Annotated in this window: 21 protein-coding genes; 8 read left to right on the forward strand and 13 right to left on the reverse strand. The window is 47.2% G+C overall.

Annotated features, from left to right (window positions below):
* Nucleotides 1-4 precede the first annotated feature (4 nt).
* The 8 genes from ACJJI1_RS14285 to ACJJI1_RS14320 all read right to left on the reverse strand — a co-directional run bounded on the left by ACJJI1_RS14285 (nucleotide 5) and on the right by ACJJI1_RS14320 (nucleotide 4,796).
* Nucleotides 5-436, reverse strand: a complete 432-nt coding sequence (locus ACJJI1_RS14285; RefSeq protein ID WP_444935316.1) for an MAPEG family protein — start codon at nucleotides 434-436, stop codon at nucleotides 5-7.
* A 117-nt stretch (nucleotides 437-553) separates the two neighbouring features.
* On the reverse strand, nucleotides 554-967 hold the full coding sequence (locus ACJJI1_RS14290) for a hypothetical protein (protein ID WP_444957077.1): 414 nt from the start codon (nucleotides 965-967) through the stop codon (nucleotides 554-556).
* A 99-nt stretch (nucleotides 968-1,066) separates the two neighbouring features.
* The gene (locus ACJJI1_RS14295; protein WP_444957078.1) at nucleotides 1,067-1,438 is read right to left on the reverse strand and encodes a VOC family protein; all 372 of its coding nucleotides are present in this window, start codon (nucleotides 1,436-1,438) and stop codon (nucleotides 1,067-1,069) included.
* A 64-nt stretch (nucleotides 1,439-1,502) separates the two neighbouring features.
* Complete coding sequence (locus ACJJI1_RS14300) at nucleotides 1,503-1,802, reverse strand: hypothetical protein (protein WP_444957079.1); 300 nt, start codon at nucleotides 1,800-1,802, stop codon at nucleotides 1,503-1,505.
* A 103-nt stretch (nucleotides 1,803-1,905) separates the two neighbouring features.
* Nucleotides 1,906-2,184, reverse strand: a complete 279-nt coding sequence (locus tag ACJJI1_RS14305; protein ID WP_444957080.1) for a hypothetical protein — start codon at nucleotides 2,182-2,184, stop codon at nucleotides 1,906-1,908.
* Between the two features lie 209 nt (nucleotides 2,185-2,393).
* Nucleotides 2,394-2,759, reverse strand: a complete 366-nt coding sequence (locus tag ACJJI1_RS14310) for a hypothetical protein (protein ID WP_444957081.1) — start codon at nucleotides 2,757-2,759, stop codon at nucleotides 2,394-2,396.
* Nucleotides 2,760-2,825: 66 nt separating this feature from the next.
* Nucleotides 2,826-3,335 (reverse strand): hypothetical protein, encoded by a 510-nt coding sequence (locus tag ACJJI1_RS14315; RefSeq protein ID WP_444957082.1) that lies wholly within the window; start codon nucleotides 3,333-3,335, stop codon nucleotides 2,826-2,828.
* An 828-nt stretch (nucleotides 3,336-4,163) separates the two neighbouring features.
* Nucleotides 4,164-4,796: a hypothetical protein gene (locus ACJJI1_RS14320; RefSeq protein WP_444957083.1), complete on the reverse strand. Its 633-nt coding sequence runs from the start codon at nucleotides 4,794-4,796 to the stop codon at nucleotides 4,164-4,166.
* A gap of 762 nt (nucleotides 4,797-5,558) precedes the next feature.
* Here ACJJI1_RS14320 and ACJJI1_RS14325 point away from each other — a divergent pair.
* Entirely contained in the window at nucleotides 5,559-6,554 is a 996-nt protein-coding gene (locus ACJJI1_RS14325; RefSeq protein WP_444957084.1) for a transposase, read from the forward strand.
* A gap of 178 nt (nucleotides 6,555-6,732) precedes the next feature.
* Here the strand turns inward: ACJJI1_RS14325 and ACJJI1_RS14330 are convergent, their stop codons facing one another.
* The 5 genes from ACJJI1_RS14330 to ACJJI1_RS14350 form a co-directional block, all read right to left on the reverse strand.
* Nucleotides 6,733-7,197 (reverse strand): ion channel, encoded by a 465-nt coding sequence (locus ACJJI1_RS14330; RefSeq protein WP_444957085.1) that lies wholly within the window; start codon nucleotides 7,195-7,197, stop codon nucleotides 6,733-6,735.
* A gap of 422 nt (nucleotides 7,198-7,619) precedes the next feature.
* A complete protein-coding gene (locus tag ACJJI1_RS14335; protein ID WP_444957086.1) occupies nucleotides 7,620-8,237 on the reverse strand; it encodes a DUF6037 family protein in 618 nt (205 codons plus the stop codon).
* Nucleotides 8,238-8,704: 467 nt separating this feature from the next.
* Nucleotides 8,705-9,949: an SIR2 family protein gene (locus ACJJI1_RS14340; RefSeq protein WP_444957087.1), complete on the reverse strand. Its 1,245-nt coding sequence runs from the start codon at nucleotides 9,947-9,949 to the stop codon at nucleotides 8,705-8,707.
* A 136-nt stretch (nucleotides 9,950-10,085) separates the two neighbouring features.
* Nucleotides 10,086-11,012 (reverse strand): hypothetical protein, encoded by a 927-nt coding sequence (locus tag ACJJI1_RS14345; RefSeq protein WP_444957088.1) that lies wholly within the window; start codon nucleotides 11,010-11,012, stop codon nucleotides 10,086-10,088.
* A gap of 80 nt (nucleotides 11,013-11,092) precedes the next feature.
* Complete coding sequence (locus ACJJI1_RS14350) at nucleotides 11,093-11,878, reverse strand: hypothetical protein (protein ID WP_444957089.1); 786 nt, start codon at nucleotides 11,876-11,878, stop codon at nucleotides 11,093-11,095.
* Between the two features lie 739 nt (nucleotides 11,879-12,617).
* Between ACJJI1_RS14350 and ACJJI1_RS14355 the strand changes: the two genes are divergently transcribed.
* The 7 genes from ACJJI1_RS14355 (at nucleotide 12,618) to ACJJI1_RS14385 (ending at nucleotide 21,853) form a co-directional block, all read left to right on the forward strand.
* Nucleotides 12,618-14,084 carry an AlkA N-terminal domain-containing protein gene (locus ACJJI1_RS14355; RefSeq protein ID WP_444957090.1) on the forward strand — a complete coding sequence of 489 codons (1,467 nt, stop codon included), beginning with the start codon at nucleotides 12,618-12,620 and terminating at the stop codon, nucleotides 14,082-14,084.
* Nucleotides 14,081-14,602, forward strand: coding sequence for a methylated-DNA--[protein]-cysteine S-methyltransferase (locus ACJJI1_RS14360; protein WP_282931789.1), 522 nt, complete (start codon nucleotides 14,081-14,083; stop codon nucleotides 14,600-14,602). The genes ACJJI1_RS14355 and ACJJI1_RS14360 overlap by 4 nt, the downstream gene beginning before the upstream one ends.
* A gap of 98 nt (nucleotides 14,603-14,700) precedes the next feature.
* On the forward strand, nucleotides 14,701-15,237 hold the full coding sequence (locus ACJJI1_RS14365) for a gamma carbonic anhydrase family protein (RefSeq protein WP_252085074.1): 537 nt from the start codon (nucleotides 14,701-14,703) through the stop codon (nucleotides 15,235-15,237).
* Nucleotides 15,230-15,445 (forward strand): DUF1289 domain-containing protein, encoded by a 216-nt coding sequence (locus ACJJI1_RS14370; protein WP_282931790.1) that lies wholly within the window; start codon nucleotides 15,230-15,232, stop codon nucleotides 15,443-15,445. Before ACJJI1_RS14365 ends, ACJJI1_RS14370 begins: the two co-directional genes overlap by 8 nt.
* A 58-nt stretch (nucleotides 15,446-15,503) precedes the next feature.
* Complete coding sequence (dnaE, locus tag ACJJI1_RS14375; protein WP_444927113.1) at nucleotides 15,504-19,022, forward strand: DNA polymerase III subunit alpha; 3,519 nt, start codon at nucleotides 15,504-15,506, stop codon at nucleotides 19,020-19,022.
* Nucleotides 19,023-19,115: 93 nt separating this feature from the next.
* The gene (locus tag ACJJI1_RS14380; RefSeq protein ID WP_282931792.1) at nucleotides 19,116-20,072 is read left to right on the forward strand and encodes an acetyl-CoA carboxylase carboxyltransferase subunit alpha; all 957 of its coding nucleotides are present in this window, start codon (nucleotides 19,116-19,118) and stop codon (nucleotides 20,070-20,072) included.
* 518 nt (nucleotides 20,073-20,590) lie between these two features.
* Entirely contained in the window at nucleotides 20,591-21,853 is a 1,263-nt protein-coding gene (locus tag ACJJI1_RS14385; RefSeq protein ID WP_413664876.1) for a sugar MFS transporter, read from the forward strand.
* The last annotated feature ends 47 nt before the right edge of the window (nucleotides 21,854-21,900 follow it).

Below are 21,900 nucleotides of genomic sequence, written 5' to 3' on the forward strand. Positions count from 1 at the left end.
GGTTTTATTGCATGAATGTGATTCGCACAGCGTTCACTGTTAAGGCTAATAATGGAATGTTTGATAGAGCAAATATTAAAAACCTGATTTCAATTTTGTTAAAAGTTACTTGCACAATACTATGAATTACTCGAATACCGACATATGTCCATGCCAGAATAAAATTTATGCCATCTCCTGCGCCAAGGACTGCAAGTGATATTGCCAAAGCATAGAAAATAGTTGGTTGCTCCATGAGATGATTATAATTATCAGCTTTCCAACGAACATGGGGAGGTAGGGTTGACATTTGCTCTCCGCGAGGAGCATTCGGATCAAGCTTTAATTTAGCTTTCTTCACGGCAGGCAATCGTGTTGCGTACATCCACAGCCACATAACCATAGACCAAGCTATCAAGGCAATTACAGGCTGAATTATTTGGGCACTTTCAATCATTCGTTGATTCCTTTTTATTATTTACTGATGTTAGAGAGCTGAACAGAGCATAATGACCACAACAGGAGCAGCTGGAGCGTTGGTCGTCCCGTGTAAGGCTGCAGGCCCAACGCCAAGCTAAGCAGCGCCTTTTACGACCTCTTTGCTTGAGCACCTGGCTAGCCTTCTAAGATGGAAATTAGCACCATAGTAGAAAAGAGGTGGCGCTAGCAAACCAGATAGTAAAATATACCAAAACGGTACTTCACGAGCAGGAAAGAGAGCTAATACTAATATTATTAAAGAGACGATAATCGGATTAAGCAATTTGCCTTTTCGGGATATTTTGGAAATTATAAAGCCTGACCAGAGATAGCTAAAGGCACATGTCAAAACCAAAATAACAAGCTCTTCGGTAGTGTATGGAGTATTGTACGGTTGAGAGCCAAACAGCATAATTTTAATAAATGTTGAGATTACGGCGATAACGAAAACACCGAGTAGCCCAAGAAATCCACCGACGAAAATTCCTTTTAAATCTATATTTTTCATAAAACTCCTATAGGAGGCTAGCAACCATATAAAAGGCAGAGCGTCAACGACATCAGGCGCAACGTGGTGAAGCGACTTTTAATGTGCTTTGTATGTGTTTTACTCATTAATTACACAAAACCCATTACCAAAAGGGTCTGAGCAATATGCAATAGTACCCCAGTCACCTCTTTCTCCGCCCTCATGCTTTCCGCCTAGTTTAACAATTCGCTTAACTATTTCGTCTACGTTTTCAGTTAGAAAGTCAATATGAACGGGGGTCCAGTGACGAGAATAATTTCGCTCAACTGTCTCGGTGGGGGCTGCTGCTGATCCAGCCTCTTTCTCTTGTAGATAAATATCACAGTTCTCTACTGAAATTACTGACATTCCACCTTGATCCCTTAGTTTTTTGCAGCCAAGAGCTTTAATATAAAAATCCTCAGCTTGTTTAATATTAGAAACATCAATGCTTACAGAGAGCTTTATCAAAATATATCCTCTTTTCTTAATTTATGATACAAAACTGCCGCAATGGGGTAACAACATCGAGCTGTTATGATTTTTCAATCCGAAGGTACTCACCAAAAAATGGTCCACTTCTACTTATTTGTCTGAAAATATCGTTTTCCACCACACCCGACAAAGAATTAAGTAATTCTTCTATTGGGCCACCTGTATTATAGGGAGGTAACTCTCTTTCTTTTGCGCAAGATATAGCCAAGTAACATGTTTTTTCACTTATCGATTTTATATCTGTTGGATCAATTTTTTCATATACTCTTCTTTCATTTACCTTCCAGAGAGTAAAGCCTTTAAGGTAAGGTAAGATCTTTACAACAATTTCATCCCACATATTTCAACTTCCTTGGTCATGACCCCGCGATAACGGGCTGGCCCAAGTGCAGTTTGCGGAGGTCTGGCCGCTTGCGCAGCAAGTGGCATAGTTAATTGCCTTGTTATGAACTTTGAAGACTCCCCAACTTTTGATTAACCAGCCAGCCACAAATGCATGATGGAATAATTAACATAAACAACAAAAACAAACCAGCTTTAGGATCAGATGGAAAACCCTTTATAACCAATGCAACTAGCAGCAAAGCAACACCGCTTAGCATACCAGATGTGTAACCCGGTAGGTTACGACGCTTGATTAATAGCGTAAACGCCAAATTAAATGCCCAAGCGACTAAAGCGGGCAACAAGCCCATGACATAACCAAGCCCTAATATTTTCAATGGAGAGGCTCCACCTTGGATGGAAAATAGTATAGTGCCGATAAACGGCCCCACAACTACAAACACTAAGAGTGAATATAAGATAGATCCTATAATCGTAATTTCCTCAGAGCTAGCTCATAACGACCCACACAGGGACAGGCAAAATAAGCGTAGCGTTTTGACTGTCCCAGCGACCAACGGGAGCGATTGTTGCGGGTTTTTAGATATCACTGCTTTAAAGGATTTGGTCCTGCTGCCATGCACTGCCTTGATCCTTTTATTGTGTATTGCTGATTCAAAAAGATACAGTGCTCGCCATCCATCGCCACGCTATACTTGCCATCTTTCTCACGATAAAGCACCATAATTGAAACGATGTAGCCACCATCTGTTGCATAAGCATGAAACTCATAATCAATGAGTTGGTTTGTGCTGGCTACATTCTTTACATAATATTCCTGAGCGATATCGAAGGCCAGGATTACTTTATCTGACGGTGTATAGTCTTTATGTGGATACCATTTAGAGGGCGCAAATTCCGTGGCCATTGCTAGTGATGAAAATAAAACTATATAAAGTGCGATTACTCTCATTAGATGCCTAACGACCGTATTAGGGGCGGACAAACCAGCGGTTTGTCCACCCCTTGCCTATGTTTGTTAAACGATTTCTTCATACTCAATCACCGGTCCCTTTCCTTTGTAGTTCTTGGAGTGATAGGCGAATACAACTACAAATATTAGAGCGATAAACACGCAAATAGACTCTTTGGAAAGCTGCCAATAAGAACTGGCAGCGCCAAAGCATGTACCTAAAAGAATGAAGAACGAAAGCCTAACAATAAAAGGCAGGCCTTTCCTCGATGGTTCAGCCTTGGGAAAAACTAGCTTTTGCCTCTTATACTCCTTGCCGTTTTTACTTAGTGTGCATACAAACGGACCTTTCAATAAGCTTACTACGTTGAGATTTGTCGAATATTCATTTTCCCCAATAGAAAAGTTATTGGTTGAATCAGTTGATAGGTTTCTTTGAGAAGATACTAACTCGCCATTTACAAATACTTTCTCAAGTCCAGAAAGAGCACTGAACCAAGCCTCAACTACGGCTCCGTCTTCTTCGAAGGTAAACGTATAACCCTTCGTGAAGCTAAATGCCTTTTTCTTACTCATATCTACAATTACCGTTTAACGCCTGGCGCAACGGCGAAGCACGAAGTGCTGAGTCCGGCACGCAAAGCGTGCGTATTGCCGCCACTTGGTACGCCCAGCATGGGCGTGAACTAATGGGGTGAAAGTCCCCTGTAGGAAGATCACCGTTTAATGGACTTCATTAAATGCTAACTACTAGCGAATGGCAACTGCAATACCGCGAGGTCTTGTGGGGAGGAAGCCGTTAGCAAAGCTACGAGCTGACGGACAGAAACATCATATAAGGCTTAGCCTGGAGGCGAGGTGGCCAAGGACACCGAAGCCATGTGATCTAACGGGTAGAGTAAATGATGCAGTTGTGTAGTGAAAGTTCACGTTCTTATCTGGGGAGATCTGTTTAACCTGCTACTGTGAAGCTGTCAGCGTGGCCGCTGACTCATAAATAGGCCCAGCCCGCTAGCCACCATCGCGGGGATAGAAAAATGGTGGAACACAGAGCGCTCCGCTCAGTAATGAGTAGGGTGATTAAACAGAAGTCAGCAGACGGCATAGTAGCCAAATGCCAAGATTAATACCTTGGACAGGGTGAAGGCCTGAACCTAAATCCACGAGTTGAAAGACAGGGCTAGCCTACAGATATGTTTCCAGTCGGTTAAAGTTGATGTAGCGCACTGCCATGACACTCAACTCAAATGAAGATCTGCTCGACACTATCGTTGGTTAGAGATTCATTACGGATAGGAACCGCCCATTGCGGACCCGCATGATGGGTGGTGTAGGGGCCGGTAGCTAAAAAATACCGGCTACCCGATTTATAACAGTATATATCGCTAACTCCATAATATTTTTCTATATTTTATACTTATCAACTGTTATCTCTATATAACCATAAGTTGTTTTGTAGTGGGGCTTTATAGCAGGATCGTTAAAGTAATCACGCATACAGTTTGCAAGACTTTTGCAACAACGAGAACTTACTACGCCACCGTTTGGGTCGAAAAATCGGAGAGAGCCACATTTTGAGCCTATTGCGGCCATGGTATGGTGGGGAGTATGAAGTAAAAAGTAACGAGTACCTATTGCAGCACTAAACCAACTTGTTAATGCTTCCATATCTTTCCCTTTCCAATCATCGCCTTCTTTCGGGGCTCTGAATGTATTGTTAACTACTTTATCTGTTGACTGATGTAGACCAGTGGGTTCCTGCCAAAAACGGAGGTTTTTTTGATTTTGCCAATAGGAATGAGACTCCTCATAGATGTCGGTCTGTTGACTAGTTATACCCTCAAAAAAAGTGTCTCGTGTGCCATCCTTTGCAGCCTTAAGCCAACACACAGCTAAACCAAAGCAAATTCCACGATCCAGACGCTCCAGACCTAAGGCTGTCCTTTGATTGTAAGGTCTATGATCACAATTATTTTCTATTGCGTGGTCAGCCATTATTTCGGGTGTAGTTCGTATTATTTCGGGTGTAGTTGGCATTGACTCTTCCTTAATTTGATTGATTTACAATCATATTGTAAAAATTATATAGCAAACATACTTTGTAGAAATAAAGGAATTTAGCCTCCTTGGGTTTATAACGTAGAAAAATCGTGGACACCCACTAAATTAAATGTATAAGCCGCCAAACCCGCCGATGCTTTCCTCTTGGATCACTGTAAAGGGCCAACTCACCCTTTTAGGTTTGCCGCCCCTCCGGCGCAGATCCATCCATGCACTGCTAACGCATACGACCCCTACGATAGGTCAACGCTGGCTGGGTTACGGTTGTGTAATATTCGTACACCCAGGATAAGACGCACTAGCAGGTGCTATAAGCGCCCCCATGCAACTGGGCTTTTTAGCCCTCAGCGGCGTAAAGTACGGAGAATTATGGACACCTTTTGCATTATCGAGGAGATCGTGAAACTTCATCGTGAGTCTGTTTTGCAGACATTCGGTTACTGATTCCATTGATGATGTCTCAAACCTAGGACTCCTCGGAATCCATAAAGAGCCATTAAGTTTACGTAAAAAAATCTCACATCAAGCTTTAAGCTAAAAAAATAGCCTTAAAAAATATGTTGTTCAATTCAAAATTTTATAACTACAATTTCATGAAAACATTAATTACCAATTGCTGACCATTGCTGATTGCAGGACACCCATCAAACAAAAAGAATATACCGCCAATCCTATTGACAAAATATCGAAACACCACAAAATACTGGATATTCATCCAGGCAAATTCGTGTCCAGCTGATGACTCTACCTCGAAGCTGCCAGATATCTCTCGATGCAACCCCTTACTATCACTGCGTATCCCGTTGTGTGCGGCGGGCATTCCTCTGTGGACGGGATACTGACTCCGGGATAGATTACGAACATCGCCGTGAATGGATTGAAGATCGTATGCGGCAATTAGCCGAGGTCTTTGCACTGGATATTGCCGCCTATGCAGTCATGAGTAATCACTATCATGTAGTGCTCTACATCGACAAAACATCTGCTAATCACTGGTCCCTTACAGAGATAATTACCCGCTGGGAGAAGCTGTTCCGGGTTCCCTGCCTGGCTCTGCGCTATCTCAAAGGCGATAGCCTCGATCGCTGTGAGCTGGAAAAACTAACAGAAGTCACTGCTGTATGGCGGGAACGCTTAACAGATATCAGTTGGTTTATGCGCTGTTTGAACGAGTCTATCGCCCGGCAGGCCAATGCTGAGGACGGGTGTACTGGCCGTTTTTGGGAGGGGCGATTTAAGTCCCAGGCCTTGCTGGATGAAAAAGCTCTCGCCGCTTGCATGGCCTACGTAGACCTAAACCCGATCCGCGCCAATATCACCAAGACGCCAGAGACCTCTGATTACACCTCTATTAAACTGCGTATTCGCGCTGCAATCTCCGGCGAGCAACCTCAAGATTTACTGCCGTTTGTGGGAGATGAGCGCTTAAATATGCCAAAAGGTTTGCCCTTTCAGCTAAGCCACTATTTGGAGTTGGTGGATTGGAGTGGTCGGCATCTAGATCCCAAAAAGCGCGGCACTATCGCTGAGAATACCCCTCCTATACTTGAACATCTGGGTATTTCGCCTGAGCACTGGCTTTACCTCAACCGAAATTTTGGAAGCCGATTTAAAGGTTTGGTAGGGTCGGTTGAAGCAGTACGGAAAGCGTGTGACTTATTGAATAAACGCTGGGCCCATGGTGTGCATGATTGCCAAAATTTTCTCTCTTACCCTTCATCTCAACTCAATTGAATCATTTTTAATCCCACCGATTGATACCCGTTCGCTCTGTGTACTGAAAGGCCTGCACGCCCAAAATAGAAAAAATACTCCGCACATTTGTGCCTCGATGCTCCTCTGGTGAGCATGGCTTTTTATTTTGCCGATTTCTTCCTCTCCCATATGATTCATGGATATCTTATTTTTGCTTTTAAGCATTTGGTGGCTTTTGGGATATGAAAAGTAGTTTTGACACCAGCAACCCCATGAACATATAACCCAACATAGCCTCTACCATAACCCATAATTTTAACTCGGATATAGGCTTGAAGTCACCATAGCCGAGAGTAGTCCAGGTGACGACACTAAAATAGTATGCGTCAAGCCATTCTGGATTGATGGTTTCACCTGTTGAGCTATCAATGATTCCAAACGCCTTATAGATCAGCGCAAAATACGAAATGATCACCGGAATGAGCAGTAGAAAATATCCAAATTTCGTACGACTCCCCAAAGAGCGAAAAAATGTGAAACTGTAATAAAATGCTACGCTTACTAAAATGAGCAATGAAACCCAGAGGGAAATAAATTGCAGTTGTTTTGCCAGAAGTAGAAGTACGTATGTAAAAGCCAGTCCCAATATCAATATTATTTCATCCTTAGCACTGCTGTTCATTTTTCATCCTTGCTTAACATTTATACCGTGATCATTCTGACTACTATTATCCTGATTGCTACCCAGGAATCAATCTTAGGTCTTGCCTAAAAAATGTTATTCAAATCAAAAACTTTCTTGCTTTTATGTCAATCGTACCAAATATAAAAATGATCACATTAATTAACATCCCAAATATAGACTTACTTTGTGATCAATTATATTTCAATAAATTTTTGCCCAATAAAGCCATTCTGAAAAAATAACAGCCAAACTGATCAAAAATATTTCTGTACACCTTTTTATTGTTCGCTGAGACAAGAACAGATCTAGACACCCGCCAGACAAAAAGCATAAGCTGCCAACCCTATTGGTTATGATTTATGGGGGTATTATTCATGGGTTTCCTATTTTTTTGTTTTATATTTTTTGTAGGTGGTAATTTACCGGCATGAACTAAAGTTACTTATTATTTCCAAGTCAGATTTTTCCTTACTTCTTTCTAATGAATAGTTAAAGCTTACTTTAGGATCGCCGGATAATTTCGAATATAAAACTGGTCTCAATATCCTGGTCTTGTTATCATTATATTGAGATCTATGACCCTCATTCGGGTTTCTCTTTGCTGAAAAGCAATATATTTTTCTCGGGTCTTGACTGTCACTCTTTGATAAAGAGTCGACCATGACAACATCTGTTTCTTGAGTTCTATGCAAGCCAGCGGACAACGGGATAAATTTAGAGAAATACTCATAAAATTGACTAAAAATATCGCCTAGGTTTTCTGACCATTCTATACCAAAATATGCTCTAAGTTCTTGAGGAGTTATCAAAAGCTTAGTTGTGTTAGCTGGCGCAACCAAGTTGTCTGAAATATTGCTCTTTTTTAGGAACTCAAGCTCTAAAAGTGCATACTTGGGTCTTTTGGAATCATTAGCGTCGTACAGTTTTATCAAGACGATATAGTCTATCGATTTAAATGTGAATGGAAACGCATCGATCACCCAGCCATTGTTTTCCATGTCATCTTTAAGTGCTCTAAGATTTTCTAATACGTTCATATCGTTATCACTTAATATCCATAATAGTGTAGGTATTACAATTTAAATCCCCTTAATTGTATAGCGTTCAAGTTGAGAAGGCACTCACATTTCCAGAATCAGAAAAGTCTTTATTTGTTCAAGTGTGATTTCAGCCGAAAATATAACGCTCCCAGAAAGGACAGCTGAAGCGGAGCGTAGGTTGTCCAGCCCAGCCACCGGCTGGGCGATCTTGCCTGGCCTGGTTATATATAGCTGGCGCGCACTGAATAACCTACTTGCTCTTTGCCAGCTGCCTTCGGCTGGCCGCTGCCCGATAAAATTACAGGGAAAAATACCAGACTTTACCCACTAATTAATTATCTGATAGGTACTCCACAATGGGACCGCGGGCATTCAGAGCTTATGGGCTTAAAACGAAGGCACTTGAGAGTATGATTCGTGGGTATCCTTTTTGTGTTTTTATCCTAATTAACGAATTTGTTATGTTACTTTGATATTTCATTTACGACGTCAGCAATATCAGAAAATTCGTCAACCCAGATAATATCTACGCCAAATGATTTTGCGTCATTGTTTTCGAATGTATGCACAGTTCTAACAAGACCTTTAGCTATCGTCTCAAGTTTTTCATTCGCACCTTCTTTATCAAAGAATCCATCTTTTGCGAGAAGCTCCGTCAGAATTTCAATCACCTTCTCTACTTTGTATTTTCGTTTAATTATATAATGCTGGGTCTTGTCGTGACCTCTTTGAGATTTAGCAATATCTAGCAGTCTTCTTAAATTTGGGTCAGAAAAGGAGTGGCCAATGAATAAGCAGTTTGAATCTTTAAATTTGTTAATTTGAACTAGATTGCTCCAGTGGTATAAATCTACATATTGCTTATGGTAGCTATCATCTGACAATATGACCGCATGTTTGTCTGTTACATTACCAGTTCTCGGAAGATACCCGTGTACATGATAAATAGGTAGTTCATCCTTTCTTGGATTCATGCCAAGAGTATAGATACTTTTGAACTTGATACCTAAGTCAAGCTCCTTTAGTTTTTGCTCTAGGATATCATCGTAATTGTAGGTTATTACTGATTCTAGACTTGGGTTCTTTCCTGGGGATACGCAAAGTTGGACAACAGCTTTATATATAGGGCTGTCAACATCGGTAATATTTTCATAAAGTGCTTTTCTTACTTCAGTTTCAAAGGGGTACTTTCTGGTGCCTTTTTGCTTTTCTTGTTCAAAATGTAGTTTTAGGTACCTGGCTGCAATAAGGCTGCTTGGGCCAAAAACAGAATTAAACATTCCAGCCATTAATTGGCTTTCTAAGTCATCCTCTTCGAGAGTTTTGGCTAAGAGCCTTTTTAATAGCTCATCCCATGAAGGCAAACCAAAATCCATTGATATGCCAGCACCTAATATCAATGTTAGAGTCTCATTTTCATAATGCCCTTTTAACTCTCGAATACTTTTACGTCTTTCTGCATCCCGGTCCGTGAGAATTTTTTCAACAAAATCAGTAGTTTTGTCCTCTTTGCCTATGAATACATCTTCAAAGACAGATGCAAAAATATCGCTAAAATCATCTGCAGATTTATCCTCGCTAAGGTTCTTCCATATTCTTTTCGTATACTCGGATTGAGGGTGCTTATCAGATTCGGTAAAGAGGGTTTTGCCGACCTTTGTCTTGATATGATAATCAACATCTTTATTAATTTTATCTTTATCGCCCATGCTTTAAATATATTCTTTTAGTTTTGGTAGGTATGACGCATCAATAGCCGGCAGCAGCTCTGCTGCGATCGGCGCCGAAGGCGCGAAGTTGATTGGCTTGTGAAGCTTATTCCAGCCCATAATTCTCGGATTCTTTCTATAAAGATTGAATTGCTGGCTCCAAGAGATGATCTGGAATTTTTGGATTTAGCCCTAATTGCTGCCATTTTATAAAAGTGGCTATGACAAATTTTTGTAGCCACGCTGTTGATTCCAGATCAAAGACCTTACCGGAATATGTATCATAATGCTGGTTGCCGTCAGCCAATATATGAACGAACGGAGATGAATCTTTGTATTTTTTGTAATCACTCAAATTGACGCCTGATGCTAATAAAGCAGAGAAGTGTTCAGACTCATCCACTCTCTTTAGTGTCTTTTGGAAAGCATCTTGAAGATCGCGACTAACACCTGAATGCCCTAAGCTAGATGTAATAAAAAACTCCGAGCTGGAATCTGGAATGAAACTAGAAACAGATAAAGAGGCATACTCAAAGGCGCCTGCCGCAAGGCAGGAAGCTGAATCGTAGTGTCCTTCTTCCAAATCTTTCTGTGCCTTTTCAAGGTACTTCCTTAAGCCGTCGTCATCAATAAACGATATACGGCTCACTTGGTCAAAGTCTATTTCGAAATAGCTATTAAATACTCGCTTTAAAAAACGGTAAGAAAATAGACGCCAATCAACCATGCTACTCTCATCTGGCTCAATAACGTGATGCTGAACCATATTCCTCATTAGGTTGAGGTTCCGTATTTCTTGTCGGTAAGGAAGCTTTAATCCTCTGTCTTTAAACTTTTGAAATTGATCTACTTCATTGAGCATTGATTCAAAATCGATATTTAGTGTTTTTTCATTTCGAATTTCATATTTTAGTAATATTGATTTGACCGCTATTTCGATTGAGATGTGAAAGTTGTGAACCGCCATCATCTTATTTGGTGGATCATTTTTTCTAGAGCTTTCGATTCCATTTAGATGGAATTCTTTGGCTAAAAGAACTCTTTTTTGTATTACATCTTCCATTAAGGTATTTCTCGAATTAGTAGCTTAAAGCCCCAACCATTGGCAAGCCCGCGTAGCGGGGTTGCCAATGCATTGACTTGTTAAGTGCTTACCACTTTCCTTAGCTTAGATAAACAATAATCGCTATTTTCGCGCTGAAGACTATCATGGGAGTACTTCGCGATGTTAGCAGCAAATAAAGTAGCTTCTTCCTCAATAAATGAAATGAGAGATTTAACTGACTCGTTAATTTTGGGGTATTTTGCGCAAGCATTTTTCAATTTGCTTACAGTTGAATCGACATTTGGTTGCTTTAAGGCGAGGAATATATCATAGGAGTCTCGTGGTCTTTTAGGGACTTGTGCGCTCTTACATTTAGAGAAAATTAGTCCCGCCTCATCAATCAGAGGCACATCAACCCTTTTTATCTGACCATTGCTGGCTGGATGCTCAATGCTAAGTGAGTTGTAGAAACCATCAAATAGAAATTTTGAGGAGGGTAATGCAATAGATCTCTGAATCTTTGGCGTTTCTGAAATGTCATCCTCGTTAAGGCCTAAATCAAAATGGTCCACCATCAATTCGGGATGATCTCTTGTTTCTTGTGGGTGCAATAGGTCAATGTGGTAAACCACACTTCCCCCGTTAACATTTAGTATTTTAAACATTTGAAAATCATGCTTGGCTGATATAATAAAGCCATGATTTAACAGTGCTTGAATCGCGCTGCCAATTTTACCTTTGATATCACCATCACTAAAAAGAATATCAACATCTTTTGTGCCTGGGTGTTGATAGTCAGTTTTATTCAGCAAATAGGATGACCAACCTCCTACAATCAAATATTCTAGATCGGTGGTTTCTATCGCACTAATTGTCTCAACCAATAAGCCTCTAGATCCATCAATTATATCTTAATAAGTTTTCATACTCTCGATTTTTCTTAATATTTATATGGTGAGCATTCGGGCCACTATTATCCTGATTGCTATCCTGGAATCAATCTTATGCTTTTGTTAAAAAAATGTTGTTTAAATCAAAAAGGTGCCTGCTTTTATATCAATCGTACCAAGTGTAAAAGCGATCACTTTGACTACTATTCCAAATACGGATTCGCTTTGTAACTTATTGTATTTCAACAAATTTTTTCCAGCCAAAGCCGTTCTGAAAAAATAACAATCAAGCTAATCAAAAATATCTCTGTACACCTTTTTATTACTCGCTGGGGCTAACACATATAGAGCTGCTGTTGAGCAAAGCAACGGCCTGGCTGTTTGCAAAGCTAAAGAATCGCTGGATGTTTTCGTAGTGCCTCTGGCTTACAGAGCGATTCATCCCCGCGTTACGACTTCCTTATAGGCCTAGACATTTCTGCGTAGCTGCGCCTTGACTGTGAACTGTTTTGTAAGCCAGAGGCATCAAGGAGTTGTTCAGAGATTCCTCAGGTGCGACTTCTCAACCGAGGCATTCTTAGAGAGATATTTGAAGAGGGCCCAATTGGCCTCATCCCCTTTGAGTCTCACCTTCCTGACTTGCAAGTCTACAGCCCAAAATGGTCAGTTCCGTTTATGACTAGTTCCGATACCGTCCAATCCATACACTGGTAGTCAGAAACGAGAGAGACTTATGAAGATTGATGCAGCAGTTTGCTCCAGTGCGCGATTGGCCCGAGACCGTCGCTTTGATGGGCGCTTCTATACCGCAGTGAAAACAACCGGCATTTTCTGCCGCCCGATCTGTCCCGCTCGGCCACCGCTGGAGCGCAATGTCACTTATTTTGAGACTGCGGCGGAGGCGGCCAATGCGGGCTTTAGGCCCTGTCTGCGCTGTCGACCCGATTCTGCGCCGGGCAGTCCAGCTTGGGGATTGGTTTCGACTACCGTACAGCGCGCTTTAAAACTGATGCGCAGTGAGCGCGAGCCTCAATCTGTGGAGAGACTGGCAGAGCGTCTCGGAGTCAGCAGCCGCTATTTGCGCCGCCTGTTCTCTGAGCACCTGGGGGTAAGTCCCTTAGCGGTTTGGCAAACCGAGCGGGCACTGTTTGCTTTTCGTTTACTGCGAGATACGGACCTGCCTATTGCTGAAATTGCCTACGAGTCCGGTTTTAACAGCCTGAGACGCTTTAACGGCGTATTCAAACAGATCTACAAACGCACCCCATCCGAGGTGCGCAGGGAGGGACACGCAGCGCGCGCTGAGAAGGCGAGTGCCACACGGGTGCGGTTGTACCTGGATTACCGCCCGCCATTAGATTGGCAGCAACTCCTGGCTTTTTTGGGAGCCCGCGCTTTGGCCGGGGTAGAGCAGGTGGAGGGGGAGGTCTATTCACGCAGTTTCGAGCTAGATGCCTGTCGCGGCGTGATGGAGGTTTCTCATGATCCGGAACGCAATCGCCTGGTAGTGGAGATATTTGGCCAGGAAGGTGGGGCAGGGTTATATCTACTGAACCAGCGCCTGCGCCGGTTGTTTGATCTGGATGCGGATATTGAAGAGATCCAGACGGTATTAAATGAAGATCCACTGCTGGCGGATCAGTTGGCGAAGAATCCGGGCCTGCGCTTGCCCGGTGCCTGGGACCCATTCGAATATGCACTGCGGGCGATTCTCGGTCAGCAGATCAGTGTCGCGGCGGCGACCACTATTGCCGGACGTATCGTGGCCCGCTACGGGGAGTCTTTTGTGGATGATGCTGGCACAGAGCGGTTTTTATTCCCAACGGCGGAACGTCTCGCTGAGGCAGACTTTGCCGATCTGGGCTTAACCCGCGCTCGAATGAAAACCCTACAGGAGTTTGTCGCCGCAACTTTGGATGGCCGTGTGAGTTTTGCCGATCAGTCCCTGGAGGATTGGTGCAGCCAGGCCACGGCACTGCCGGGTATTGGCGACTGGACGGCGCATTATATTGCTATGCGTGGCCTGTCGATGCCGGATGCTTTCCCCGCGTCGGATTTGGGTATTCTGCAAGCCCTGGGCAGTGATGGCGAAAAGGCAAAACCCAAGCAGGCCCTGGAGCGGGCAGAGCAGTGGCGGCCCTGGCGGGCATATGGAGCCATTTTGTTGTGGCAGTCCCTGAAATCTGGAGAGAAAAAATGATTGTCTATGAGAGTTACACCACGGAATTGGGGGATGTTGCCATCGCGGCCTGCGAGCAAGAGGGAGAGGGTCTTTCCCGAGGTATAGTTGCACTCCAGTTTTATGACGATGAACGACCATTGCGTTTGGGGGCCGGTTGGCAGCGGGGCGCCTCGGAGCTGACAGATTTGGCCGCTCAGCAGTTGCGGGAATATATCGCCGGCCAGCGCAAAAGTTTTGATTTGCCTCTGGCGCCAAAGGGTACTGAATTTCAGTGCCGAGTTTGGGATGCGCTGTTGCAAATTCCCTTTGGCGAAACCCGCAGTTACAGCCAGCAAGCCCAGTGGCTGGGCCAGCCCCGCGCTATCCGTGCAGTGGCGCGGGCCAATGGTGCGAACCCGATTGCCATCGTTATTCCCTGCCACCGTGTAATCGGAGCTAATGGCAGCCTTACCGGCTACGCCGGCGGCCTGTCTTTGAAAGCGCGCTTGCTCACTCTTGAGGGTGCCAACTTTGTTCAGCAGGGCGAGCTGCTCTAGCGGGTAATATTGGGAAAAGCGCAATCATCTCTCCCTAGCCACGGCCTCTTTGGCGCGAGATAATAAGCGGTTCATAATCATATCGAGCCGGAGGCCAAATGCTGTACAGATTGGGGGATAAACAGCCACAACTGGAAGGTGAGGGCCACTATATTGCGCCCGGTGCCCATGTGATTGGAGATGTGCGTATGCTTGCGCACAGCTCCGTATGGTTTAACGCGGTGGTGCGCGGCGACTGTGCGCCGATCACTATCGGTGAATACAGCAACGTACAGGATGGCTCGGTTCTGCATGCCGATGTGGGTGTGCCATTAACCATCGGTACCGGTGTCACCGTAGGCCATAAAGTGATGCTGCACGGCTGTGACATTGGTGATTACAGCCTGATTGGTATCAATGCCGTGATCTTAAACCGGGCCAAAATCGGCAAGTGCTGTATCATTGGCGCCAATGCGTTGGTGACCGAGGGCACAGAAATTCCCGATTACTCTATGGTGCTGGGCTCTCCCGGCAAGGTAGTAAAATCTCTCGATCCCGCCACCTACGAGCTGCTCAAAGCCAGCAGCGATCACTATGCGGCCAACGGCAAACATTTCGCCAGTGAACTGGTCCCGCTTGAGGCTAAAGATGTCTGAACAACCGGTAAAAACCGTGCAGCCGAAAGAGCGCCCGGTTAAATCCCCCTGTATCTCCGTATGTGCCCTGAATGAGCAGGACCTGTGCGAGGGCTGTTTTCGCAGTGGAAACGAAATCAGCCGCTGGGGCTCCATGGATAACGATGAGCGCCGTGCAGTGTTAAAGCTCTGCACCGAGCGCGCGCGGCAAATGGGCCGAATCTGGTAAACAATCGATAGCGCTTTGTCGGGGCCGGGCCTCGCAGGGCCCGGAACTAAATGCGACTATGACCCAACCCTTTGTCCACCTAAGAATTCACTCAGAATTTTCCCTGATCGATGGCCTGGTAAGAATCAAGCCGGCCATCGCCCGCGCCCAGGAGCTGGAAATGCCGGCCCTGGCGATTACCGACCAGTGCAACCTCTACGGGCAGATTAAATTCTACCGGGCCTGTTTGGGTTCCGGTATCAAGCCGATTACCGCTGCGGATTTTTGGCTCAGCGAAGGCGGCGAGGGCAAGCCTACGCTGATCACGCTCTATGCGATGAACGCCGACGGCTACCGCAATATTACCGAGCTGATTTCCCGCGCGTGGATGGAGGGCCAGTACCACGGTAACGCCTATATCAAACGCGAATGGGTTAAGGAGTACAGCGAAGGGGTGCTGATGCTGTCCGGTGCCAAGTACGGCGATGTGGGCCGTGCCCTGGTAGCGGGGCGCCGCGCCCAGGCGGAGGAGCTGGCACGGGAGTGGGCGGAGTTATTTCCCGGCCGCTACTACCTGGAGTTGCAGCGCACCGGGCGCGCCGGCGATGAGGACTACCTGCACTCGGCGGTGAAGTTGGCCCAGAACCTGAACTTGCCAGTGGTAGCCACTAACGACGTGCGCTTTATGGACGAGAGCGAGTTCGAGGCCCACGAGGTGCGTGTCTGTATCCATGAAGGCCGCGCTCTCGATGATCCCCGCCGCGAACGCCGCTATTCCGCGCAGCAGTATTTCCGCACACCGGAAGAAATGTGGGAGCTGTTTGGCGATATTCCCGAAGCCCTGGAAAACACTGTGGAGATCGCCAAGCGCTGCTCCGCACCGATCCAGCTGGGTAAGTACTTCCTGCCGGAATACCCGATTCCCGAGGGTATGACCGAAGACCAGTTCTTCGAAAAGGTCTCCTATGAAGGTATGGAGCGGCGCCTCGCCACCATCCTCGACAAGTCCGCTGCGGACTATGCCGAGCGCCGCCAGATCTACGAAGACCGCCTGCGCTTTGAGCTGGATATCATTATCCAGATGGGATTCCCCGGTTACTTCCTGATCGTAATGGACTTTATCCAGTGGGCCAAAGACCACGATATCCCGGTGGGCCCGGGGCGGGGTTCCGGTGCCGGTTCCCTGGTGGCCTACTCGCTGGACATTACCGATCTGGACCCACTGCAATACGATCTGCTGTTCGAACGATTCCTGAACCCGGAGCGGGTGTCGATGCCCGACTTCGATATCGACTTCTGTATGGAGAAGCGCGACCGGGTAATTGGCTACGTTGCGGATAACTATGGCCGCCAAGCGGTGAGTCAGATTATTACCTTCGGAACCATGGCCGCGAAGGCGGTGGTGCGGGACGTGGCGCGGGTACAGGGCAAGTCCTACGGCCTCGCCGACAAGCTGTCCAAAATGATTCCCCCCGATGTGGGCATGACCCTGCAAAAGGCCTTCGACCAGGAAGAGATCCTGCGGGAATTTCTCGACCACGACGATGAGGGCCAGGAAATCTGGGAGATGGCCCTGCAACTAGAAGGTGTGTCCCGTAACGTGGGTAAGCACGCCGGTGGTGTGGTTATTGCCCCCACCAAGCTCACCGATTTTGCGCCGCTCTACTGTGACGAGACTGGCGCGGGTCTGGTAACCCAGTTTGATAAAAACGATGTGGAAGATGCGGGTCTGGTGAAGTTCGACTTCCTCGGCCTGCGGACGCTGACCATCATCGACTGGGCCAAGCGCATGGTGGATGAGACCCGTGCGCGCGTGGGGGAGGAGCCCCTGGATATTGCCGCGCTGCCGCTGGACGATGAAGAAACCTTCAAAATGCTCAAAAGGGCAGAGACCACGGCGGTATTCCAGCTGGAATCCCGGGGTATGAAGGACCTGATCAAGCGCCTACAGCCGGACAACCTGGAAGATATGATCGCCCTGGTGGCCCTGTTCCGTCCGGGTCCGCTGCAATCGGGCATGGTTGATGACTTTATTAACCGTAAGCACGGTCGCGCCCAGGTGGCCTATCCGGATGCCAAATACCAGCACGAGAAACTGCAACCGATCCTGGAGCCCACTTACGGGGTTATTGTTTACCAGGAACAGGTGATGCAGATCGCCCAGGAGTTGGCGGGCTATACCCTCGGTGGCGCCGACCTGTTGCGCCGGGCGATGGGTAAAAAGAAACCGGAGGAAATGGCCAAACAGAGGGCCACTTTTGAAAATGGGGCAAAAGAGCAAGGAATTGACCCCGAACTTGCGATTAAGATCTTCGACCTGGTAGAGAAGTTCGCAGGCTATGGTTTTAACAAATCGCACTCTGCGGCTTACGCACTGGTGTCATACCAGACCGCTTGGCTGAAAGCGCACTATCCCGCCCAGTTTATGGCGGCGACCATGTCTTCGGATATGGATAAGACCGATAAGGTGGTGACCTTTATCGAAGAGTGTCGAGCCATGGAGCTGGTGCTGGTGCCGCCGGATGTAAATCTGGGCAGCTTCCAGTTCTCGGTGGATATCGACAATCGCATTATCTACGGTCTCGGTGCGATTAAGGGCCTGGGTGAAGGTCCGATTGAAAATATTATTGCGGCGCGGGAAGAGGGCGGTCCCTTTACCGACTTGTTCGACTTCTGTTCGCGGGTTGACCCACGCAAGGTGAACAAGCGCGCGCTGGAGGCACTGGTGCGCTCCGGAGCACTGGACAGCATAGGACCGGATACCAATGGTGCCGACGGTTTGGATTATTCCCGTGCAGTGCTGTTTAACGCGCTGGATGAAGCGGTAAAAGCGGCGGAACAGCAAAAGGCCAATGCCAATGCGGGCATGATGGACCTGTTTGGCGAAGTGGTGCCCCAGGCATCGGAAGGCGATGTGTACGAGGATTTCCGTCGCACACGCTGCTGGAGTATCCGCGAGCGCCTGGAAGGCGAAAAGAATACCCTGGGTCTGTATCTCACTGGGCACCCGATTGACGAGTATGCCGGTGAGTTACAACACCTGGTGAAGGCGCGAATCGCCGATTTGAAACCCGGCCGGGAATCGCAAAAAGTTGCGGGTCTGGTTGTGGCGATGCGGGTAATGAAAACAAAACGCGGTGATTCCATGGCTATTGTTACCCTGGATGACCGCAGTGGCCGTATTGAAGCGGCCATGTTCAGCGAGGCCTTTGGCGAACATAGAGACAAGTTGGCCAAAGATGCTCTGCTGGTATTGGATGGACCGGTTGCCACTGACGATTACAGCGGCGGCCTGAAGATGACAGTAAACAGCGTTTCCACGCTCGATGAGTTGCGCCAGAGCCGGGTGACCGGGGTGCGCTTGCGAGTGGATAGCGGCAGTGTGGCACCGGGGCTGGCCAAGCGGCTGGCCGCTTGCCTGCAACCCTATACCGGTGGTCAGTGCGGGGTGAGCCTTGAGGTTTCCCGCCATGATGCCCGGGGCTTGTACCGACTGCCGCCGCAGTGGAACGTAGAACCAAACGACCAGATGGTCCAGTCCCTCAGGGAACTGTTGGGACGTGAGCAGGTGGCGCTTCAATACGCACAACGGCGTTAAAATCTACCGGGCTCGACTGGCTGGTTCTGTACAGTTAAGCTATGCCGCTGTGATAGCCCGGTGGTAACAAAAAGAGTTAAAGGCGCAGATTTCATGAATTTTAATTTTCTCGAGTTTGAGCAGCCAATTGCAGAGCTGGAAGGCAAGATAAAAGAGCTGCAGCTTGTGGGTGATGACAACGAGCTGAATATCGCCGATGAAGTTACCCGGTTGCGGGAGAAGAGTAGAACTTTGACCGAGTCCATCTACTCCGACCTGAGCCCATGGCAGGTCGTACAAGTAGCCCGCCATCCGCAACGTCCCTATTCAAAGGACTATATCGAGCGCTTGTTTACCGATTGGGATGAGCTGCACGGCGACCGTCACTTTGGTGATGACAAGGCGATTATCGCCGGTATCGCGCGCTTAAATGGCAAGCCGGTAGCGGTGATTGGTGAAGAGAAAGGCCGCTCTGTAAACGAGAAGGTTGCACGCAACTTTGGTATGCCGAAGCCGGAGGGTTACCGCAAAGCCCTGCGTGTTATGGAAATGGCCGAGCGCTTTAAAATGCCGGTGCTGACCCTGATCGACACCCCGGGAGCCTATCCGGGTATCGACAGTGAAGAGCGCGGTATCAGTGAAGCCATCGCCCAGAATCTGGCAGTGATGTCCCGCCTGCGCACGCCGATTATTTGTACCGTGATTGGTGAAGGTTCCTCCGGTGGTGCACTGGCGATCGGTGTGGGTGACCAGCTGAACATGCTGCAGTACTCCACCTACTTTGTGATTTCTCCTGAGGGTTGCGCCAACATTATCTGGAAAACTGTTGAGAAAGCGCCTTTGGCCGCTGAGGCGATGGGGGTGACCTCCAGCGTGTTGGAAGAGTTGGGTATTGTGGATGAAACCATCCCCGAACCTCTCGGTGGCGCTCACCGCGACCCGGATGCAATGGCCAATAATCTCAAAGACCGTCTCAGCGAGCAGCTGGACCAGCTGAGCAGCATCCCCATTGATGAGCTGCTGGAGAAGCGCTATCAGCGCCTGATGAGCTACGGCAATATTGTTTCCTAAGCTTGATTCCTTTCCCGCCGCGCCAAGGGTATAAATTTATTACCCTTGTGCGCGGTTGGTGTTTCCCTCCTAGCCCCTTCTTTCCCTACTCATAGACACTTGCGGTTACGTGTCATTTTCCACGCGATTGAGTTTTCCCCTTCGCTGTCCCTTTGCCTGAAAAGTGCACTATTTACAGGGCCGCCTTGTGGTCAGGCTTGTCAATGCAGCTAGGTTATTGGACTCCCGGGAAGTCTTAGAGGGGAATAAAGTACTCAAACAGGTTGATCTACTCTTTCGGGGGAAGCCGTTGAGAAAGCGCTTCAGCTGGCCCGATAGCAGACAGTCTGGAGCCTGGCGGCCGCTGAATGTCCACGCTGCCCCCATTTTGAACCCCCTTATCGAAAAGCCCTCTGAGGCGGCGCTACCTCCATGATAGAAAGTACCAACAATAAAGATTGGTGCAACAGGCACAGGTTTGCCCGGATAAAAATATCGACCGGAGAGGCCTGTGAGCTGAAGTCTCAGGATTAATAATTATGGCAATAATGCAGAGTAATACAGCAACGGATGCTGCGCAGATACCGACGGGTGACCAGTCGGGGCACAGGTTTGCCCTGGTGGCGCTGACCTCACTATTTTTTATGTGGGGCTTTATCACCTGCCTGAATGATATTTTGATTCCCTACTTGAAAGGAATTTTCGAGCTGAACTATGCCCAGGCAATGCTGGTGCAGTTCTGCTTTTTTGGTGCTTATTTCCTCGTTTCCCTGCCTGCCGGTGCTCTGGTCAGTAAAATTGGTTATCAGAAAGGGATTGTGACCGGCTTAAGTATTTCGGTGGTTGGCTGTTTGCTGTTTATTCCCGCTGAAAGAATGGAAGTCTATGCACTGTTCCTCGGTGCACTGTTTATTCTGGCTTCCGGTATTACTATTTTACAGGTTTCCGCCAACCCTTATGTGACAGCACTGGGCGATGAGCGCACGGCGCCCAGCCGCCTGACGCTGACCCAAGGCTTTAACTCCCTGGGCACCACTATCGCCCCTCAATTTGGTGCATTGCTGATTTTACCCGCTGCCGGTGTTGCAGCGGGTGCTGCCAGCGCTGCTGTTATTGAAGTTCCCTACCTGATCCTGGCCTCCGCGCTGGCGATCCTGGCTATCGTCTTCGCATTTTTGAATTTGCCGGCGATTGTCAGTAGTGCAACTTCTGAGTCTGTTTCCAATACTGAAGCCGCTTCCGCCTGGAGCTACCGTCACTTGGTGTTGGGCGCGATCGCTATTTTTGTCTACGTGGGTGCCGAAGTCTCTATCGGCAGCTTCCTGGTGAACTTTATCGCTGAGGATTCCATCGCCGGTTTGGAAGAGTCTGAAGCCGCCTTCTATATCTCCCTGTATTGGGGTGGCGCTATGGTTGGTCGCTTTGCCGGCGCTTTAATTATGCGCTTTATCTCTGCTGGCAAAGTGCTCGCAATATGCTCTATCGGCTCCTGTGTACTGCTGTTGATTACTGTTACGGGTAGCGGCTATCTGGCGATGTGGGCGGTACTGGCTGTGGGTCTGTGCAACTCTATTATGTTCCCGACTATCTTTAGTTTGGCGCTGGCCAAGCTGGGCCCATCGACCAGTCAGGGCTCCGGAATCTTATGCCTGGCCATTGTAGGCGGTGCTATTGTGCCGTTGTTACAGGGGCTTCTGGCTGACCAAATTGGTATCCAATTGGCGTTCGTTCTGCCGATCTTCTGTTACCTCTATATTCTCTACTACGGTCTCTCAGGACACCGTACAGATAAACGCGCTTAAGTTTTCTTTTCTTCTCTTCTGAGCTCGTTTGCCGGCATTTTTATGCC

The sequence above is a fragment of the Microbulbifer maximicatervae (SeqCode) genome (genome assembly GCF_052467065.1).

What these genes read in the sequence shown, in the direction of transcription:
- dnaE (WP_444927113.1), top strand. Translation starts at nt 15,504, where the DNA reads ATGACCCAACCCTTTGTCCACCTAAGAATTCACTCAGAATTTTCCCTG.
- ACJJI1_RS14315 (WP_444957082.1), bottom strand. Translation starts at nt 3,335, where the DNA reads ATGAGTAAGAAAAAGGCATTTAGCTTCACGAAGGGTTATACGTTTACC.
- ACJJI1_RS14290 (WP_444957077.1), bottom strand. Translation starts at nt 967, where the DNA reads ATGAAAAATATAGATTTAAAAGGAATTTTCGTCGGTGGATTTCTTGGG.
- ACJJI1_RS14325 (WP_444957084.1), top strand. Translation starts at nt 5,559, where the DNA reads ATGACTCTACCTCGAAGCTGCCAGATATCTCTCGATGCAACCCCTTAC.
- ACJJI1_RS14300 (WP_444957079.1), bottom strand. Translation starts at nt 1,802, where the DNA reads ATGTGGGATGAAATTGTTGTAAAGATCTTACCTTACCTTAAAGGCTTT.
- ACJJI1_RS14320 (WP_444957083.1), bottom strand. Translation starts at nt 4,796, where the DNA reads ATGCCAACTACACCCGAAATAATACGAACTACACCCGAAATAATGGCT.
- ACJJI1_RS14345 (WP_444957088.1), bottom strand. Translation starts at nt 11,012, where the DNA reads ATGGAAGATGTAATACAAAAAAGAGTTCTTTTAGCCAAAGAATTCCAT.
- ACJJI1_RS14370 (WP_282931790.1), top strand. Translation starts at nt 15,230, where the DNA reads ATGTCTGAACAACCGGTAAAAACCGTGCAGCCGAAAGAGCGCCCGGTT.
- ACJJI1_RS14330 (WP_444957085.1), bottom strand. Translation starts at nt 7,197, where the DNA reads ATGAACAGCAGTGCTAAGGATGAAATAATATTGATATTGGGACTGGCT.
- ACJJI1_RS14310 (WP_444957081.1), bottom strand. Translation starts at nt 2,759, where the DNA reads ATGAGAGTAATCGCACTTTATATAGTTTTATTTTCATCACTAGCAATG.
- ACJJI1_RS14360 (WP_282931789.1), top strand. Translation starts at nt 14,081, where the DNA reads ATGATTGTCTATGAGAGTTACACCACGGAATTGGGGGATGTTGCCATC.
- ACJJI1_RS14365 (WP_252085074.1), top strand. Translation starts at nt 14,701, where the DNA reads ATGCTGTACAGATTGGGGGATAAACAGCCACAACTGGAAGGTGAGGGC.
- ACJJI1_RS14385 (WP_413664876.1), top strand. Translation starts at nt 20,591, where the DNA reads ATGGCAATAATGCAGAGTAATACAGCAACGGATGCTGCGCAGATACCG.
- ACJJI1_RS14355 (WP_444957090.1), top strand. Translation starts at nt 12,618, where the DNA reads ATGAAGATTGATGCAGCAGTTTGCTCCAGTGCGCGATTGGCCCGAGAC.
- ACJJI1_RS14340 (WP_444957087.1), bottom strand. Translation starts at nt 9,949, where the DNA reads ATGGGCGATAAAGATAAAATTAATAAAGATGTTGATTATCATATCAAG.
- ACJJI1_RS14380 (WP_282931792.1), top strand. Translation starts at nt 19,116, where the DNA reads ATGAATTTTAATTTTCTCGAGTTTGAGCAGCCAATTGCAGAGCTGGAA.
- ACJJI1_RS14335 (WP_444957086.1), bottom strand. Translation starts at nt 8,237, where the DNA reads ATGAACGTATTAGAAAATCTTAGAGCACTTAAAGATGACATGGAAAAC.
- ACJJI1_RS14285 (WP_444935316.1), bottom strand. Translation starts at nt 436, where the DNA reads ATGATTGAAAGTGCCCAAATAATTCAGCCTGTAATTGCCTTGATAGCT.